Genomic DNA, 14,754 nt, shown 5'->3' with positions numbered 1-14,754 from the left:
AACGTTAATTACTTCCTTCGGATGAGGTTCTCCTTGTCGCTAATGCGTACTATAGTAACCAGTGAACACCCTTGTCGAGAGCGAAAGAAACAGCAATGAGTCAACCTCCCCATGACGACGGTATGACACCAGCGGGTCAGCCATCTGAGAACCATTCCTCTCAGAATTATCCTCCGTTGGGTGCTCAGAATATTACAGAGCACCCGTTACCTGATGACGTGTCACGAGGTTGGATTCCTGAAGACTCTCGTCAGCATCCGATTTCTCCGTTGCCGGCACCATCGTTGCTGAAGTATCAATCGTTGATGCCGTTTAAGTTCATTAACTCTTTACGTCATCCGGGTGAGCTACCGTGGGTGATTGCAGCGTATTTATTGACTTTTGCGGTGTATATTGCTGGTTTTATTTATTTGGTCGTTAATTTTGTGTCAGTGATTACTGGTGCAGCAGAGGGTATGACGCCGGGGGCTACGCTTAAACAGCTTCTTCTCATCGCTATTTATGCCCCTCTAGGCATATTTATTGTGCGTGCTTTAACCTACGCAAAAATTCGGCTTATCGCGGTGCGTATTACCCCTACACAATTCCCCGAAGCCTACCAAATGGTTGTTGATGCGGCGCGTGCTAGCGGACTTCGTCGTGTACCAGATGCCTATGTGCAATTAGGCAACGGCCAGATTAATGCTTTCGCTTCGGGGCATGGACACCGCCGCTTTATTGTCATCTACTCAGACCTTTTTGAGATAGGTGGAAAAGCAAGAAACCCCGAGGCTCTACGCTTTATCATTGGGCACGAGGTGGGGCATATTGCCGCCGGACACGTCAGCTATTTCCGACTGATTTTTACGTCATTTTTTATGCAAATTCCGGTTCTTGGTTCGACGCTCTCACGCGCACAAGAATACACTGCAGATAATTTTGGGTATCGTCTTGCACCTCAAGGTGCACTCCAAACGATGGGTGTTCTTTCTGCCGGTAAATACTTGTGCAACGAAGTCAATAGTGATGAATTAGCAAACCGCGCAGTCTATGAAAAAGGGTTCTTTACGTGGATGAGCAACCTATCCTTGACTCATCCTCCAACGACGTGGCGTGCCCATGCTTTGCGTGACCGTTCTGAACCAGGACGACTTATTTGGCGTCCGAAGACCAACCCGCCATATCCTCTTTCTGCTGTTCCAGCGGCTGAGCCTGCTCGCCTATGGCCAGATCCGTTGCAGGCAACAGACTTCATGAATATCTACCCAGAACGTGCTGATAATGAGCATTGGGGTATCGTTCAGACGCAGAAGAAGGAGCCAGCTACCGAGCGTGACCGCCGCATATCTGACACCCTCTTCACGCTATGGGTTCCACCGCATTTGCGCCCTCAGATGCCAGCTGAGAATCATGTACAGGAATCAAAGAGTGAAGAAACGTCATATACTTCTACATCTGCAGAAGAAGGCAATGACGATGAGGGCCGTATCGTAAAATAGCCTCTATGGCTCTTCGTATTCCACGCATCACCGCTGACCCGCTCATCATGTTGATTGTGCTGGCAGCGGTGATTGCTTTTATTGCCCCAGCCACAGGCGCTTTTGCTGAGAGTTTTTCGTTCGCAACAAAAATTGCTATTGCTTTATTGTTCTTTCTCTATGGTTCTCGTCTTTCTCCTCAGCAGGCTTTAGAGGGGTTAAAGCATTGGCGTCTTCATCTGCTGATTCTTGCTTTTACCTTTATTGTTTTCCCTTTCATGGGGGTTCTTCTGTTCCCGATGGGTATGGTGCTGGGGCATGAGCTATATTTAGGGATTCTTTATATGACTCTTGTTCCTTCAACGGTGCAATCTTCTGTGGCCTTTACTTCTATTGCTCGCGGTAATGTTGCTGGTGCAATTGTTTCTGCCTCTGTCTCGAACATTACGGGGGTTTTTGCTACACCTCTTTTAGTCATGTTTTTGATGCACTCTGATGGCATTACCATTAGTGGAAATATCTTTTTGGACATTGCTATACAGTTACTTGCACCCTTTATTGCAGGACAGCTGATGCGTCGTTGGAGTGCAGATTTTGCGCACCGTCCGGTGACAAAACAGGTGGATCGTCTCTCTATTGCCATGGTGGTTTATATGGCTTTTTCTGAGGGTATTGTTCACGGTGTTTGGAGCCGTATTAGCTGGTGGCAGTTATCTCTTCTAGTAATTTTTTCAATACTTTTTGTGTACGCCATGTTGTGGCTAACACGTGCGGTTGCTTCTCGTGCTGGGTTTAGCAGTCAGGACATTATCGCTATTCAGTTCTGTGGAACGAAGAAATCTTTAGCGACGGGTCTTCCGATGGCTGCTGTTATTTTTGGTAGTTCTCAGGTGGGTGTTTTGATTGTTCCGTTGATGATTTTCCATCAGGTGCAATTGATGGTGTGCGCTCATCAAGCCGCTCAATATGCCAAAAAAGGAATATAATCTATAACTCCTTCTTGACCAGTGGTTATAGATTATATTCCTTGAAAGTTCTGGTGGTTATAAACCTAGAGCTTCTACGGTACGAATCAAAGATATATGCGCTAGAGAATGCGGGAAGTTACCTGTCATTCGCTCAGCGGTGAAATCGTATTCTGAGCTCATCAGGTTAAGGTCGTTCGCAACCCCCAGTACTGTATCGAGAATTCTTCGCCCGTCTTGTTCTCGACCAGAACGTATGTATTGTTCTGCTAACCAGAGCGAAGCTGCACAGTGTAGGTTATCTTGGTCTTCAAAACCGTCAAACCCGTTGCGGTTAATGTAGCGATAAATCATTCCGCTAGCATGCTGTAATTCTTGTTCAATTCTGCGGACAGTGCCGAGCATGCGTTCGTCAGACCAATCTAAGAAGCCTACCTGTGGAAGTTGCAATAAGGAGGCGTCTACGGTGGTTCCGTCGTAGGTTTGCACGAAGGAATTCAATTCTGGGTTGTAGCCGTGTTCGAGAATTTCTTCTGCAAGGCTGTCTCGACAATGTGCCCATAATGCTCCGTCTCCAGCAAGACCATAGTCTTCAACCGCTGATACTCCGGCGTTAAAGGCTGCCCATAGCATGACTTGAGAATGAGTGTAGATGCGAGGTTCTGCTCGCATTTCCCACAGTGATCGGTCTGCTTGTCCGATTCGTTCAACGGCTGAGTTGAGGAGTTCTTTTTGTAGCGGCCATGATAGGTGGTCCTCCCCTACCCCGTTATGACGCAAGTTTGCGAAGGTGACGAGCATTTGCCCTAGAGCGTCTGCTTGGAAGTATTCTCCTGAGCCGTTACCTGAGCGAACCGGTTGTGAACCTTCGTAGCCTGGTAATGCGAGGCGACGGTCTAGGTCGTCTTTTTCTCCGGCGACACCGTAGACGGCGTGAAGTTTTTGAGGGTTATTTGCTACGGCACGAAGTATCCAGTTTCTTAGTTGGGCAGTTTCTCGTTCGTGTCCGTGTGTAAGGGTCACGTCCATTGCCATGGCGACGTCTCGTAGCCATGAGAATCTAAAGTCCCAGTTTCTACTACCGCCTAGGGTTTCAGGTAGCGATGTGGTGAGGGCACCGACGAGTCCGCCAGTTTCTCGGGAGATGAGGGCGCGTAGTGTGAGTAGTGCGCGTAGCCGTGCTTCTCGGTAGAGTGCATCGTGCTCATTTTGGGTGTCTTCTGCGGTGTTTGGCAGGATGGTGTGCGTTGCTGTTTGCGCGAGTTCGTGATAGGTCTGTGAATCAATTTCTGGTAGTTGCGTATTGGTCACAGGGTCATTTTCAGTGTTGAGAGCTTCACCGATAGAGCGTGTTGCCCAAACAGCGGTTTCGTTGGTGTTCGTTGAATCTGAGACAGCTTCTGTTGCGGTGATGACAGGGCGTGATGATGTTTCTGGTGCTGGTTCGTTGCGCCCTGTAGTGAAAAGTTCTGACCATTCGCTCCATTGTTCGTTGGCGTAGGTCAAGGCGGTGTCATAGTCGATGGGTGCGGGCGGGTTGTGGTTTGAAGCGAAATAGCTCAGGGAGAAAGAATAGTGTTGTCCGGCAGATACAACGAATGTGTCGGTATGGGCACCATGTTGGGTGTCGGGAATGGTATCTCCACGGAAGACGAGCGCGTGAGGTCCAGCCATTCCGATGACCATGGGGTCGGTGTCTCCGTCGGTGTAGCGGGTGACCCATGGTGTTGTTTTTCCGTTGTCGAATCGCATGGTGAGCTCGTGGAGCATGACGACCTCTCCGGTGAGTCCTTCGACGTTTCGTACGATGGAGGTTCCGCCGGTTAATGGCATAAAATCTGTGACGCGTACGCTGGCGTCTCCGATGTGCCAGATGGTTTGGAGAGTGAAGGTGTTTTCTCGGTAGGAGCGTTCTGTACGAACTTCTTCTACGGGGGCGGGGTTTACTGATTCTAGGGGCGCAAGCAGCCATCGTCCGTGTTCTCTGTCCCCTAGTAGGGCGGCGAACACGGCACCGGAGTCGAATCTTGGGGCGCAAAACCAGTCAATGGATCCTGCGCGGGAGACAAGCGCTCCAGTGTTCATATCAGATAATAATGCGTAGTCCTCGATAAAAGAAGCCATGGGGTTAACACTAACCTAAGCTTAGTTTTCTGGGGAGGGTAGAAGCGTCTTTCGTGGTTTTTTGCAGAAATAAATACATTCTTGACACCTCTTGTTTTATACCCCTAGGGGGTATATCTTGGAGGTGGGTGTTTTCCTCATCGAACACCAAACACTACGGAGGGAACGTGCAACATGTGCCAAGAAGAAGTCCACTCAAAGACCTCACCGCCTCACGGATACACCTCTGAAAAAGAAGCGTATCTCAAAAGGTTACGTCGCATTGAGGGGCAAATCCGTGGTATCTCACGCATGGTAGAAGAAGACCAATATTGCATTGATATTTTGACGCAAATATCAGCAGCTAATAAGGCACTACATGCTGTTTCTATCGGCTTGCTCGAAGAACATATCGGACATTGTGTTGTTCACGCGGCAGAAGAATCTCAGCGCACAGGAGACCACCGCATCGTAGAGCATAAAGTTTCTGAAGCTAGTGCCGCAATTTCACGGCTTTTACGCTCCTAAATAAGCTTTCCTTGTACACCATAAAACCTAAAAATATGGAGAAAATATCATGACAGAAACTATTGTCAAAGCAACAGGACTGACCTGCAACCACTGCGCAATGAGCGTAGAAGAAGAGCTCAAAGAGCTTTCTGAAGTGCAAGAGGTCAACGTGGACGTTGTAAAAGATGGAGAATCCACCGTCACTATCTCACACGAAGAAGAGTTAAGTAGAGATAAGATTCGTGAGGCCATCGCAGAAGCCGGCTTCACCCTAGTGGATTAGTCCTCACTGACCTTGAGGGCACCTCATCGTTCTCATGGAGCTGAGGTGCCCTCTGCCTTTTATACCCCTTCTTAACCTCTAGGAAAATAACTGTGAACGAGCAACAAAACCAACGCGTTATCAATCTTCATATTGGAGGCATGACCTGCGCTTCCTGCGTTGGGCGGGTAGAGCGCAAATTGCACAAAATTGACGGAGTGGACTCTTCCGTTAATTTGCCGTTATCTTCCGCTCGAGTACTTGTTCCAGAAGGTGTAGAAGCTGAAGAACTAATTCGCACGATTGAAAAAGCTGGGTATACGGCACAGCTTAAAGAACCAACGATGAGCCAAGGAGCGTCTTCTTCTCCTGAGCATACAGAGTTAGATTCTCTCAAACAAAGAATCTGGGTTACAGCAGTATTTGCTGTTCCGGTGTTCTTTATATCGATGTTTTCTTCTGTTCAGTTTCCGCATTGGGGTTGGGCGGTTGCACTCCTTGCGAGTGTAGTGGTGTTTTGGTCAGCGATTCCTTTCCATCGTGCAGCATGGGCCAATCTGCGACATGGTATGTTTACGATGGACACTCTCATTTCGCTAGGTGTTCTTTCTAGTTATTTCTTTTCTTTAGCTCAGTTGCTGATCGACCCTGCAATGACAGCAGCTGTGCACGCTCATTCTGCGCATAGCCATCAACTTTATTTTGATTCTTCAACGATGGTTGCTTTTTTCCTCTTGATAGGACGTTACATCGAACAGCGTATTCAGCAGCGTTCTTCTCGCGCTCTTCATCAGCTTCTTGAACTGGGCGCTAAAGAAGCTCGTATTCTTCGTCATGGTCAAGAGGTCAAGATTCCGGCTCAAGATGTTATGCCAGATGATGAGTTTCTTGTCTTACCTGGGGAAAAAATTGCCACCGATGGTGAGGTGGTTGAAGGAAAATCCTCTGTTGATATGTCTCTCGTGACCGGTGAATCTGCTCCGGTTGAGGTTGGAGTGGGAGATACCGTCACAGGTGCTACGGTCAATCTTTCTGGTGCTTTGACGGTCAGGGCCACCCGTGTGGGGGAAGAGACGACTTTAGCTCAGATAGGTGCTCTTGTCTCTGAGGCTCAGGCAACTAAAGCACCTATTGCGCGTCTAGCAGATAGGATTTCTGCGGTTTTTGTTCCGGTAGTTCTTGTGATTGCGGTGCTGACATTCCTTGCGTGGTGGGTGTTCTCTCAGGACGTCAATAGCGCTTTCATTGCCTCAGTATCTGTTTTGGTGATTGCATGCCCTTGTGCCTTGGGTCTTGCAACTCCTACTGCGCTTCTTGCGGGAACCACGCGTGCTTATCAGCTAGGTATTCTGATTCGTTCTGCACAAGTGCTAGAAGATACTCGCGATATTGGTGCAATTATTTTCGACAAGACAGGAACAGTTACTGCAGGAAAGTTTAACGTCGTTCATACGTTGCCGCTCAGCGGTAGTTCCTCGCGTCTTACTGTTGAGCAGGCTCTTACCTATGCTGCATGTGTTGAAAAACGTTCAGAGCATCCTATTGCTCAGGGAATTATCCGTCATGTCAACGCTGATCATAGTTCTGTGGTTGAGCCAATTGTAGAAGATTTTACGATGACCGCAGGTGGCGGCGTACAAGCATGCGTACGGTCTTCGGGGCAAAAGCACACTGTGATGGTTGGGCAGCGTTCTTTCCTTGAGGAGCATTCAGTGCAGTTGAGTGAGAAAGATGCCCTCTTATTACGGCAGGAGCAAGAACGGGGCTTAACGGTGGTCATGGTTGCTGTTGACGCCACCCCAGCTGCTCTCATCGCGCTTCAAGATACGCCAAAAGATGATGCAATAACGGCTATTGCCGCATTAAAGAAGCAGGGACTACGTCCAGTGTTACTAACCGGTGACGCTCAGCCTGTTGCAGAATCTATCGCACATCAAGTGGGTATTGCAGATGAGGATGTTTTTGCTGGGGTATCACCATCTCAAAAGGTAGAGACTGTTAAACGCCTTCAAGAAGGTGGGGTACGCGTTGCCATGGTGGGTGACGGTGTCAATGATGCGGCTGCTTTGGCGCAGTCCCATCTTGGTATTGCGATGGGTTCTGGAACAGATATTGCCATGGAAGCATCTGATATGACGGTGATGCGTAACGATGTACGTTCTATCGTGACAGCAATTGAGCTTTCACGAGCAACGTTGAGGCTGATTATGTCTAATCTTGTGTGGGCGTTTGGGTATAACTTTATTGCTATTCCTGTGGCTGCTTTGGGATTGTTGAACCCGATGATTGCTGGCGCTGCGATGGCTTCTAGCTCGGTGATTGTGGTTCTTAATTCTTTGAGGTTGATGCGTTTCCGAGAAAATTCTTCAAAGTAAAACAGCTAGTAAATCAGCAAAAACATAAGTCCACTGAACATTTTTGAGAAAATACCGTGACATTTTCTCTTGTCGTTTCGTCTTATTAGTGACGGCACCTCAGGCGCTTCGACCAATATCTCTTGGGGTGCCGTTATCTAAAAATTTTTTAGCCATTATGACAGTAAACTCGCAAGGAGAAAGAATCATGGCACAGAACACTAAGGTAACCCCTGCAGATGTAGAGTCCAAGAGCACTTCAGCTTCCTCTGGTCCTGCAAAGAACATTGGCGCAGATAGCGGTCAGGGTACCACCCACGTCAATGACGCAGTTATCGCTAAGATTGCTGGCCTCGCTCTTCGCGACGTAGAAGGCGTTTACGCACTTGGTGGCGGCGCAGCTCGCGCATTGGGCGCTATTCGTTCCTTCGCTGGTCAGGAAGAAAACCTCAAGCAGGGTGTTTCTGTAGAGGTTGGCCAGACTCAGGCTGCTGTAGATCTCTCCCTCGTTGTTGAGTACCCTTACCCCCTCTACAAGGTTGCTGAAGACGCACGTAACTCCGTCATCAAGGCAATTGAAGACCTCGCTGGTCTTGAGGTAACTGAAGTAAACATCGAAATTCTCGATGTTCATGTTGCTTCTGAAGATGACGAAGAAGAAGTAGAAGAAGAAACCAAAACTGAAAGCCGTGTTAAGTAGTGAGTAAGACTCTAATCGGATTATTAGTAGCCGCAGTGCTTGCATATGCAGCACTTGATCATGGATTTGGCGGATTCCTCCTCGCTGTAATTTTCCTTGCAGCAGGTGGATTCCTCGGGGCAATGCTCGAAAACGGTTCTTTGAACCTTGATGAAGCATGGAAGTCTCTCGTAAATAAAAAGGGCTCTTCCTCCAACTAATCCATGTCACTTCGGTGAATAGTCCACGAAAGTACAAGCAATGAATTCAAGTAGTCGCGGAAACACGATTGTTGCCCGCAAGGCTCTGGTTACCGTGTGCACTGCTGTTGCTTCTGAGGCGTTCGGTGTGGCGTCGTCTGATATTAAGACGACGCTCACCGATCACTCAGGTAAGCTCGGCGTGAACATTTCTATACCGCTTCGTGCTCCACGTCTCGACGAGATTCCCACTTCACCTGACTTTCTTCAAGAAATGGGTGGCACGGTCTTTGATTTGGTGGAGCGCGCTCGTGCGCTAGTTATCGCACAGGCCAGTGAGATTACTGGTCGTGAGATTGGCGCAGTAAATGTCAGCATTTCAGGTATTACCGAGTACGGAAAGCAGGTGCGTGTTCAATGAGTCGTCATCAAGAATATGTCGAAGAATATCCCACCGCTCGTCGCGCTCCAGGGCCGTTTGTTAAATATATGGTTCGTCGCGAAACGCACTCTTCACGTGCTGGCGTCTCCATTTTCTTCGCGGTCTTATTGCTCGCCGTCATTCTTTGGGCTGGTATTGAACTAGTTTTGAGCATGGCAGGGCAGAAGGCTCTTTTGCTCAGCGGTGAACAGATGTTTGATGGTGTAGCTCAGCTACCTTCAGGCATACCTAACTGGGCACTCTACCTAACGGGCGCTGTTCTTGTCATCCTCGGTATCTTCGCTGTTCAAAAGGCGTTGTCGCCTGGGACTTTGGCAAAGCATTCTTTAGGATCTCGCCAGAGAGTCGCTTTTGTTGCAGATGATAAAGTCATCGCTGCGGCAATGAGCGAGGCAGTACGCCGTCAATTCGGTTTCAATCAGGAGCAGGTCACCACAAGTATCTACCACGCTAAGGCTGTTGTAGAGATTGTTCCGACCTCTGGTTCGGTTGTACCGACTCAAGAAATCACTGATTTTGCACAAAAAACCTTGGACGCATACGGTTTTGTACCGACAATGCGCGCTTCGGTCACTGTTACTGGAGAAGGGCTGGTGGCATAAAGATGGGTAACGCACCTCGCGCACTCAATAGAATCTTACTGACCCTCTTCGGCTTAATATTCCTTGCTTTAGGTGCAGGGCTTATCGCGTTGAAAGTCTCTGAGCCTTTGGCACAGTACTGGAATGATGCTGTTGATCAGGTAGAACAGCCAGCACGCGATGTGTTTGCGGCAGCTGCAACTCCTTGGGGTTTTAGCTGGGTAACAGTCGGAGTTGTTGTTCTAGCGGTCATCGTCGTTTTCCTTCTGGTACGTTGGATTTTTGCTCAGCATGGTAACCGCGCTCATTCTGTAGCTTCTAGTCAGCACTCGGTAAAGTCGCAGGGCTCTCAGGGACGCACAGAACTTGCTGCTAGTTTCGCTAAAGACGCTGTCAAAGAGTCTTTTGAGCAAAACCCTGACGTTCTAAGTACAAGTGTTACGGCACTTAAACTCCCCAAGAAAACCTCTGGATTATTTGTCAAGGTTGAAGTTCGACAGGGCGCAAACCCGCTCTCACTACGGGAAACAGTTGATAAGACTGTTGCTGGTTTAGATGCCCTTACAGGACAAGAAATTCCTGTAACGGTCTATTTGACCGGCGGGATTCGCGCCATGATGTCCAAGGACACACAACGGGTAAACTAACCCTTAGAACACATAAGGCAGAACCACACGAGTTATTAATGTTGTTGGTTCTGCCTTGTGTTTTTGTGAGACCGGGAAGGAAAACACATGGCATTACTCACCCCCGATAGAGTAGCAGGACTATCTGACGCATTATTGTGCGAAAGATCTGCAAACGGCGATTCAGACGCATTTCAAGCTCTATTACGTAGACATGCTCCTTCCATGAGGGCCTACGCTATTCGGTTAACAGGAAGCACCGCTGACGCAGACGATGTTCTCCAAGAAACCTTTATTCAGGCGTGGAAGAAAATGGATACGGTCGAGAACCCTGAACGTGTTAAAAGCTGGCTCATGATGCTTGTCAACCGTAAAGGAATCGATCTTATTAGAGCGCGTAAGCTCAACGCCGACATTGATAATTCACCCGAACCCGTCGCTGCAGGAGCTACTCCTGAGCAAAGTGCTATTACGGGTTCACAGATGGGTGCGCTCTCCGAAGTGCTCAAAACATTACCCGTTCAGCAACGGCAGATATGGGTGATGAGGGAACTTGGTGGAGCCTCATATAAAGAAATTGCACAGACATTGATGATTAGCGAATCTAGTGTTCGAGGAAAACTTGCTCGAGCAAGAATCGCACTGCTTGATGGATTGGAGGGCTGGAAATAATGTCTGATTGTAGAATCCCTCTCAGCGTCTTAAGTGACTGGTTGGATGATGAACACGAAAATAATGAAACGGTAGCCCATAGAAAAACAACAGAACATATTGATCAATGTCCTGTATGTACACAACGGGTCAAGGCGCTACGTAAGCTCGGCACACTCACCGCTGAGCTCTCTGAGCATGACCTTAAAGAGCAAAATAAGGATACGAGCTGGATTGATACGCTCTTGAATAATATTGCTCTCGAAACTAAAGCTGGACGTTCTATCCCCCTACGCTCAGATAACGAGTTTGACCGTCTAACACAGACGGAAGGTTCAGTTATCTCAGCTATCCGTTCAGCCGCTGATGAGTTAGAGGACGTCGTTATTGGTAAATGCCATCTTGATGGTGATGTGACTGTTATCGATTCCCCCATTACGGTTAATGTCACTGCATCTATTCGTTTTGGCACAGTTATTGACAACGCTGCTGAAGAGTTACGAACACTGATTCTCAAAGAAATTGAGCGTATTAGTGAGCTGAACGTTCAGATGGTGAACGTGACGATTCAAGATATTTTTGATGCTGCTCAAACGCAACACACACGTCAGAAGAAAACTGGTGCTTGGGGGATGCTCCGCGACGAAGCTGCCTTCGAATACCGGAAAGGTGCGTGATATGCCACAAATCATTCATATTGAGCCACATTCCTCCCACGATTCTGATTCCCAAAATAACACGCAAGAAGAATACCAAGGTTCTGAATTATCAATTGATATTTCTCGGATACGCAAGGAAGTATTAGCGGTAGAGGGTGTAGAGAAAATCTACCCTCATTATGCTGGTGCTACACGTATTTTGCGGGCGATGAGCGCGGTTAACTCTACGGTGGGTTCAACGGTTCGAGAAACCCTTAACGGGTCTGCCTCATCTGAGCAGAAAAAGGGTATTGACTCTGATCGTTCTCGTTCTTCACAGAGTGCGGTGCAGACTCCCCAACTAAATATTGTTCTTCGTTTAGGAACAACCTCGAGTGCGAATGTTCCAGATACCGTACGGACTGTAGCGCAGGTTGTCCGTCGTATTGTGGAAGAGCCAGTGGTTCTTCATATAGACATTGTCAATAGCTAAAAAATATGCTGGTGACGAGTTTTCCCTCGTCACCAGCATATTTATTTTAAGTTTTATCGTCACAACGTCTTTAACGCTCTTGAGAGTTTTTCTCCTCTTGAGAGGTTTTCTGTTGTGCTTTTTCTGCGCGTGCTTGGGCTTCACGTCGGGCACGGGCTTCGGCGTAAAGTTTTGCTGAAGAACGGTTGATTCCGGTACCTTGCCCTAGTTCAGGAGAGTTCGGTTTTTCAATAAGAATTAATGTTGCACAAACAACGATGGTAACGATAAAAACTGCACCAGCAACCGTAAACGCTAAAACATATTGTGGGCGGTTATTTGTTCCACCTGTTGCAGTGATGAAGGTTCCCCAAAACGCAACGACGGCTAGAATTGAGGCGATGACGAGCGGCCCTGTCACCTGCTCTTTGAAACCTCTAGGGCGCTGTTGTACCACTAAACTTTCCTCCTGATGTGTCTCATCCAGTCTACTCGTTAACCGGCGAGCATGCAGAGAATGTTAATCTTTCAGCTTGTCGTGTGTATTTCCCCAAAGAAAACTTCAAGCTACTGGGAACTTGGATGAGGTAAGAGACGTCGTTTTGTAGGTGTTCTATATTTCTAGAGGTTTCCCGAGCCGGTGCCACGTGATAACACCGGTGCTTAGAAACACACCGGTAATGATTGCGCCACAGCTGAACACTCCAAGCATGGCTCTATCGCCGATACCGCTCACAGCCCAGAAGCTCAGCCCTGTTGCAAGCATCATGATTCCTTCGAAACGCCAATCTTTAGCAAGTGCGTTGTTGTTCTTTAACTTGTTTGAAAAGATGGTTTGCGCAGCACCAGAAATACACCATCCTATTCCGAGGATAACTCCGGCTGAAGTTTCTTCCCGTGCAAAAAATAGATATATCAGCGTAGTTATGCACAACACTACGGACGAGGTGACAAAGAGAAACCGACTCTTGTCTTTTTCTGTTGCAGATAAAGTTTTGTATAGGTAGCTATGCACAACTGCCAATATGACCATAAATGGTGAAATCGTATAGCGAAGTACGTCAAGACTGGGGTTCACCATGAATAACGTGATGAGACCGAATACAACGTATATTGATGCGTGGACGGCAGTCCACTGGCTTAGCAACTGTTTTTTCTGCTCTGATTGGTTGTTTGAAGATTTTGAGTGGGTACGGTTTTGAGTCACGGTATAAGGCTATCGGAAAAGAGTATTTTCGTGCGAGTAGAGAACTGATAATTCTCAGAGTCTGTTTTAGGGATTGCAGATGATGCGGGTTAGCAGTGTCATTGCTTGTTCGAGGTACCGTTCTGATACTGCACCGAAGCCGATGATTAGCCCGTAGTCTTGACGCGGCATACCATTATGCGACCAGTATTCTCCTAAGCTTCTGACGGATACTCCTTGTTCTTTAGCTCGCGCTACAACCTTTTGTTCTTTGAGGTATTGTTCTTCTGCGCTGAGGTGCGCTCTCGACGTGAATTTGAGGATGGCGTGTAGCCCGCCGTCCATGGGTAGGAGTGTGCACTGTTGAGAAAGTTTGCTGTGGTCATAATAGTTTTGTACAAGACGACGTCTTGTGGCGTAAGTTCTTCGCATCTTTGCAATATGACGGCGTACCGTACCGTTTTGTAGGAGGAGTGTCATCGCTTCTTGAGTAATGGCAGAGACAGGTGAGCCGAGCTGGGTTCTGAGCGTGCTAAGTGGCTCATGTAGGTGTTGCGGAGTGAGAAGGTAGCCTAGCCCAACGGCTGGGGAGAGGGTTTTAGCGAACGATCCGAGGGTAACGACACAATCATAGTGTGATGCTAGATGATGTGAGCGAGTGAGTGAAGCGAGCGCGGGGACGGGGTCTCCTGTGTAACGCAGTTCGGAGTCGTAGTCGTCTTCGACGATGAGGGCTTTGTTTTTGTGTGCCCATTCGAGCAGTTCGAGTCTGCGTGTGATAGGCATGGTGGTGCCTAGTGGGTATTGGTGGCTTGGTGCAAGAAGGATGATATCTGGTGGGGTGTGAGGAGGTAGGTGTTGGGGGTTGAGTCCTTGTGTATCGAGGGGTATCGGCATGATGGTGTGTCCGAAGGTGGCAGGAATTTTTTGTAGTGAGGGGTACCCTGGGTTTTCAACGGCGATACGTAGTGGGCGGTCTTTGATGATGGTTCTTAGTGTTGAGAGGGTGAGTCTAAATCCGTCTCGTGCTCCTGATGTGATGAGTAGCTCTTCGGGGTGGGTGATGACGTTTCGGGTGATTCGCAGGTGTTCGGCTAGTTCTTTTTTGAGGGTGGGAGAACCTGTGGCAGGGTATGTTGTTCCGACGTTGGCTGCTGCGGTTCTCCATGCTGCTCTCCATGGTGTGCTGGCGAGTGTGGAGGTGTCTGGGGTGCCTGGCCGTAGGTCGATAATGGTGTTTTGAGGTGTTCTCAGGTGACTAGTGGAAAGGTGTGTTGGTGTGGTGGGCTGTGGCGTATTGGTGTGGTGTTTGTTGTGGGGGTGAGGTAGGTGGGGGTTGATGGTTGTTCCGGTGTGTGTGGTGTGTAAGTATCCTTCTGCAGTGAGTTGTTCGTAAGCGGAGACGATTGTTCCTCTGGAGACGTTGAGACGTTGAGCGAGTGTTCGTGTTGAGGGTAGCGGGTCTGATGCGATGAGTGTGCCATTGAGGATGAGTTCGCGTATTTTTTCTGCCAGTTGGCTTGGTAGTGAGGTTGTGAGGTTGCGGTTAAGGGTGATGGGTAGTTCTACAGAAGCTGAGGTGTGCATAGGAGTGTAGTAGTTCCACCTAGTGGTCTAAAATTTTTGTT

General features: G+C 48.3%; 17 protein-coding genes. 13 read left to right on the top strand and 4 right to left on the bottom strand.

All coding sequences use genetic code 11. From position 1 onward, the window contains the following. The first annotated feature begins 95 nt into the window (after positions 1-95). Both ACN08W_RS00600 and ACN08W_RS00595 read left to right on the top strand, forming a co-directional pair. On the top strand, positions 96-1,478 hold the full coding sequence (locus tag ACN08W_RS00600) for a M48 family metallopeptidase (RefSeq protein ID WP_419103217.1): 1,383 nt from the start codon (positions 96-98) through the stop codon (positions 1,476-1,478). Positions 1,479-1,483: 5 nt separating this feature from the next. Next, positions 1,484-2,443: a bile acid:sodium symporter family protein gene (locus ACN08W_RS00595; RefSeq protein WP_419108529.1), complete on the top strand. Its 960-nt coding sequence runs from the start codon at positions 1,484-1,486 to the stop codon at positions 2,441-2,443. A 57-nt stretch (positions 2,444-2,500) separates the two neighbouring features. Here the strand turns inward: ACN08W_RS00595 and ACN08W_RS00590 are convergent, their stop codons facing one another. Continuing rightward, on the bottom strand, positions 2,501-4,546 hold the full coding sequence (locus ACN08W_RS00590) for a glycoside hydrolase family 15 protein (RefSeq protein WP_419108528.1): 2,046 nt from the start codon (positions 4,544-4,546) through the stop codon (positions 2,501-2,503). 174 nt (positions 4,547-4,720) lie between these two features. Here ACN08W_RS00590 and ACN08W_RS00585 point away from each other — a divergent pair, with 174 nt between their 5' ends. The 11 genes from ACN08W_RS00585 to ACN08W_RS00535 all read left to right on the top strand — a co-directional run bounded on the left by ACN08W_RS00585 (position 4,721) and on the right by ACN08W_RS00535 (position 11,961). Further along, the gene (locus ACN08W_RS00585; RefSeq protein ID WP_419108527.1) at positions 4,721-5,053 is read left to right on the top strand and encodes a metal-sensitive transcriptional regulator; all 333 of its coding nucleotides are present in this window, start codon (positions 4,721-4,723) and stop codon (positions 5,051-5,053) included. Between the two features lie 49 nt (positions 5,054-5,102). After that, entirely contained in the window at positions 5,103-5,318 is a 216-nt protein-coding gene (locus ACN08W_RS00580; RefSeq protein ID WP_419102731.1) for a heavy-metal-associated domain-containing protein, read from the top strand. A 92-nt stretch (positions 5,319-5,410) separates the two neighbouring features. Beyond that, positions 5,411-7,672: a heavy metal translocating P-type ATPase gene (locus ACN08W_RS00575; RefSeq protein ID WP_419108526.1), complete on the top strand. Its 2,262-nt coding sequence runs from the start codon at positions 5,411-5,413 to the stop codon at positions 7,670-7,672. 187 nt (positions 7,673-7,859) lie between these two features. Beyond that, positions 7,860-8,351: an Asp23/Gls24 family envelope stress response protein gene (locus ACN08W_RS00570; protein WP_419101183.1), complete on the top strand. Its 492-nt coding sequence runs from the start codon at positions 7,860-7,862 to the stop codon at positions 8,349-8,351. Continuing rightward, a complete protein-coding gene (locus ACN08W_RS00565; protein ID WP_419101184.1) occupies positions 8,351-8,551 on the top strand; it encodes a hypothetical protein in 201 nt (66 codons plus the stop codon). The genes ACN08W_RS00570 and ACN08W_RS00565 overlap by 1 nt, the downstream gene beginning before the upstream one ends. Positions 8,552-8,591: 40 nt before the next feature. Next, the gene (locus tag ACN08W_RS00560; protein WP_419101185.1) at positions 8,592-8,951 is read left to right on the top strand and encodes a hypothetical protein; all 360 of its coding nucleotides are present in this window, start codon (positions 8,592-8,594) and stop codon (positions 8,949-8,951) included. Further along, positions 8,948-9,574 (top strand): hypothetical protein, encoded by a 627-nt coding sequence (locus ACN08W_RS00555; protein ID WP_419108525.1) that lies wholly within the window; start codon positions 8,948-8,950, stop codon positions 9,572-9,574. The genes ACN08W_RS00560 and ACN08W_RS00555 overlap by 4 nt, the downstream gene beginning before the upstream one ends. Positions 9,575-9,576: 2 nt before the next feature. Then, complete coding sequence (locus ACN08W_RS00550) at positions 9,577-10,200, top strand: hypothetical protein (RefSeq protein ID WP_419108524.1); 624 nt, start codon at positions 9,577-9,579, stop codon at positions 10,198-10,200. Positions 10,201-10,287: 87 nt separating this feature from the next. Further along, a complete protein-coding gene (locus ACN08W_RS00545) occupies positions 10,288-10,851 on the top strand; it encodes an RNA polymerase sigma factor (protein ID WP_419101188.1) in 564 nt (187 codons plus the stop codon). Beyond that, positions 10,851-11,507, top strand: a complete 657-nt coding sequence (locus ACN08W_RS00540) for an Asp23/Gls24 family envelope stress response protein (protein WP_419101189.1) — start codon at positions 10,851-10,853, stop codon at positions 11,505-11,507. Before ACN08W_RS00545 ends, ACN08W_RS00540 begins: the two co-directional genes overlap by 1 nt. A gap of 1 nt (position 11,508) precedes the next feature. Further along, complete coding sequence (locus tag ACN08W_RS00535) at positions 11,509-11,961, top strand: hypothetical protein (protein ID WP_419108523.1); 453 nt, start codon at positions 11,509-11,511, stop codon at positions 11,959-11,961. Between the two features lie 70 nt (positions 11,962-12,031). Here ACN08W_RS00535 and ACN08W_RS00530 read toward each other — a convergent pair whose 3' ends face one another. From ACN08W_RS00530 to ACN08W_RS00520, 3 genes are all read right to left on the bottom strand, one after another. Beyond that, positions 12,032-12,397: a hypothetical protein gene (locus ACN08W_RS00530; RefSeq protein ID WP_419108522.1), complete on the bottom strand. Its 366-nt coding sequence runs from the start codon at positions 12,395-12,397 to the stop codon at positions 12,032-12,034. Between the two features lie 156 nt (positions 12,398-12,553). Further along, on the bottom strand, positions 12,554-13,147 hold the full coding sequence (locus tag ACN08W_RS00525; protein WP_419106720.1) for a hypothetical protein: 594 nt from the start codon (positions 13,145-13,147) through the stop codon (positions 12,554-12,556). 66 nt (positions 13,148-13,213) lie between these two features. After that, complete coding sequence (locus ACN08W_RS00520) at positions 13,214-14,713, bottom strand: PLP-dependent aminotransferase family protein (RefSeq protein WP_419108521.1); 1,500 nt, start codon at positions 14,711-14,713, stop codon at positions 13,214-13,216. Between the last annotated feature and the right edge of the window lie 41 nt (positions 14,714-14,754).

The sequence above is a fragment of the Rothia sp. CCM 9419 genome, from assembly GCF_048512815.1.
GTDB lineage: Bacteria > Actinomycetota > Actinomycetes > Actinomycetales > Micrococcaceae > Rothia.
Note: the sequence above shows the minus strand (reverse complement) of the source record. Positions and strands in the feature narration are given on the sequence as shown.

Excerpts from the sequence above, each read along its gene's own strand:
- ACN08W_RS00555 (WP_419108525.1), top strand. The coding sequence starts at position 8,948 with ATGAGTCGTCATCAAGAATATGTCGAAGAATATCCCACCGCTCGTCGC.
- ACN08W_RS00585 (WP_419108527.1), top strand. The coding sequence starts at position 4,721 with ATGTGCCAAGAAGAAGTCCACTCAAAGACCTCACCGCCTCACGGATAC.
- ACN08W_RS00540 (WP_419101189.1), top strand. The coding sequence starts at position 10,851 with ATGTCTGATTGTAGAATCCCTCTCAGCGTCTTAAGTGACTGGTTGGAT.
- ACN08W_RS00535 (WP_419108523.1), top strand. The coding sequence starts at position 11,509 with ATGCCACAAATCATTCATATTGAGCCACATTCCTCCCACGATTCTGAT.
- ACN08W_RS00560 (WP_419101185.1), top strand. The coding sequence starts at position 8,592 with ATGAATTCAAGTAGTCGCGGAAACACGATTGTTGCCCGCAAGGCTCTG.
- ACN08W_RS00590 (WP_419108528.1), bottom strand. The coding sequence starts at position 4,546 with ATGGCTTCTTTTATCGAGGACTACGCATTATTATCTGATATGAACACT.
- ACN08W_RS00520 (WP_419108521.1), bottom strand. The coding sequence starts at position 14,713 with ATGCACACCTCAGCTTCTGTAGAACTACCCATCACCCTTAACCGCAAC.
- ACN08W_RS00595 (WP_419108529.1), top strand. The coding sequence starts at position 1,484 with ATGGCTCTTCGTATTCCACGCATCACCGCTGACCCGCTCATCATGTTG.
- ACN08W_RS00570 (WP_419101183.1), top strand. The coding sequence starts at position 7,860 with ATGGCACAGAACACTAAGGTAACCCCTGCAGATGTAGAGTCCAAGAGC.
- ACN08W_RS00545 (WP_419101188.1), top strand. The coding sequence starts at position 10,288 with ATGGCATTACTCACCCCCGATAGAGTAGCAGGACTATCTGACGCATTA.
- ACN08W_RS00550 (WP_419108524.1), top strand. The coding sequence starts at position 9,577 with ATGGGTAACGCACCTCGCGCACTCAATAGAATCTTACTGACCCTCTTC.
- ACN08W_RS00580 (WP_419102731.1), top strand. The coding sequence starts at position 5,103 with ATGACAGAAACTATTGTCAAAGCAACAGGACTGACCTGCAACCACTGC.
- ACN08W_RS00600 (WP_419103217.1), top strand. The coding sequence starts at position 96 with ATGAGTCAACCTCCCCATGACGACGGTATGACACCAGCGGGTCAGCCA.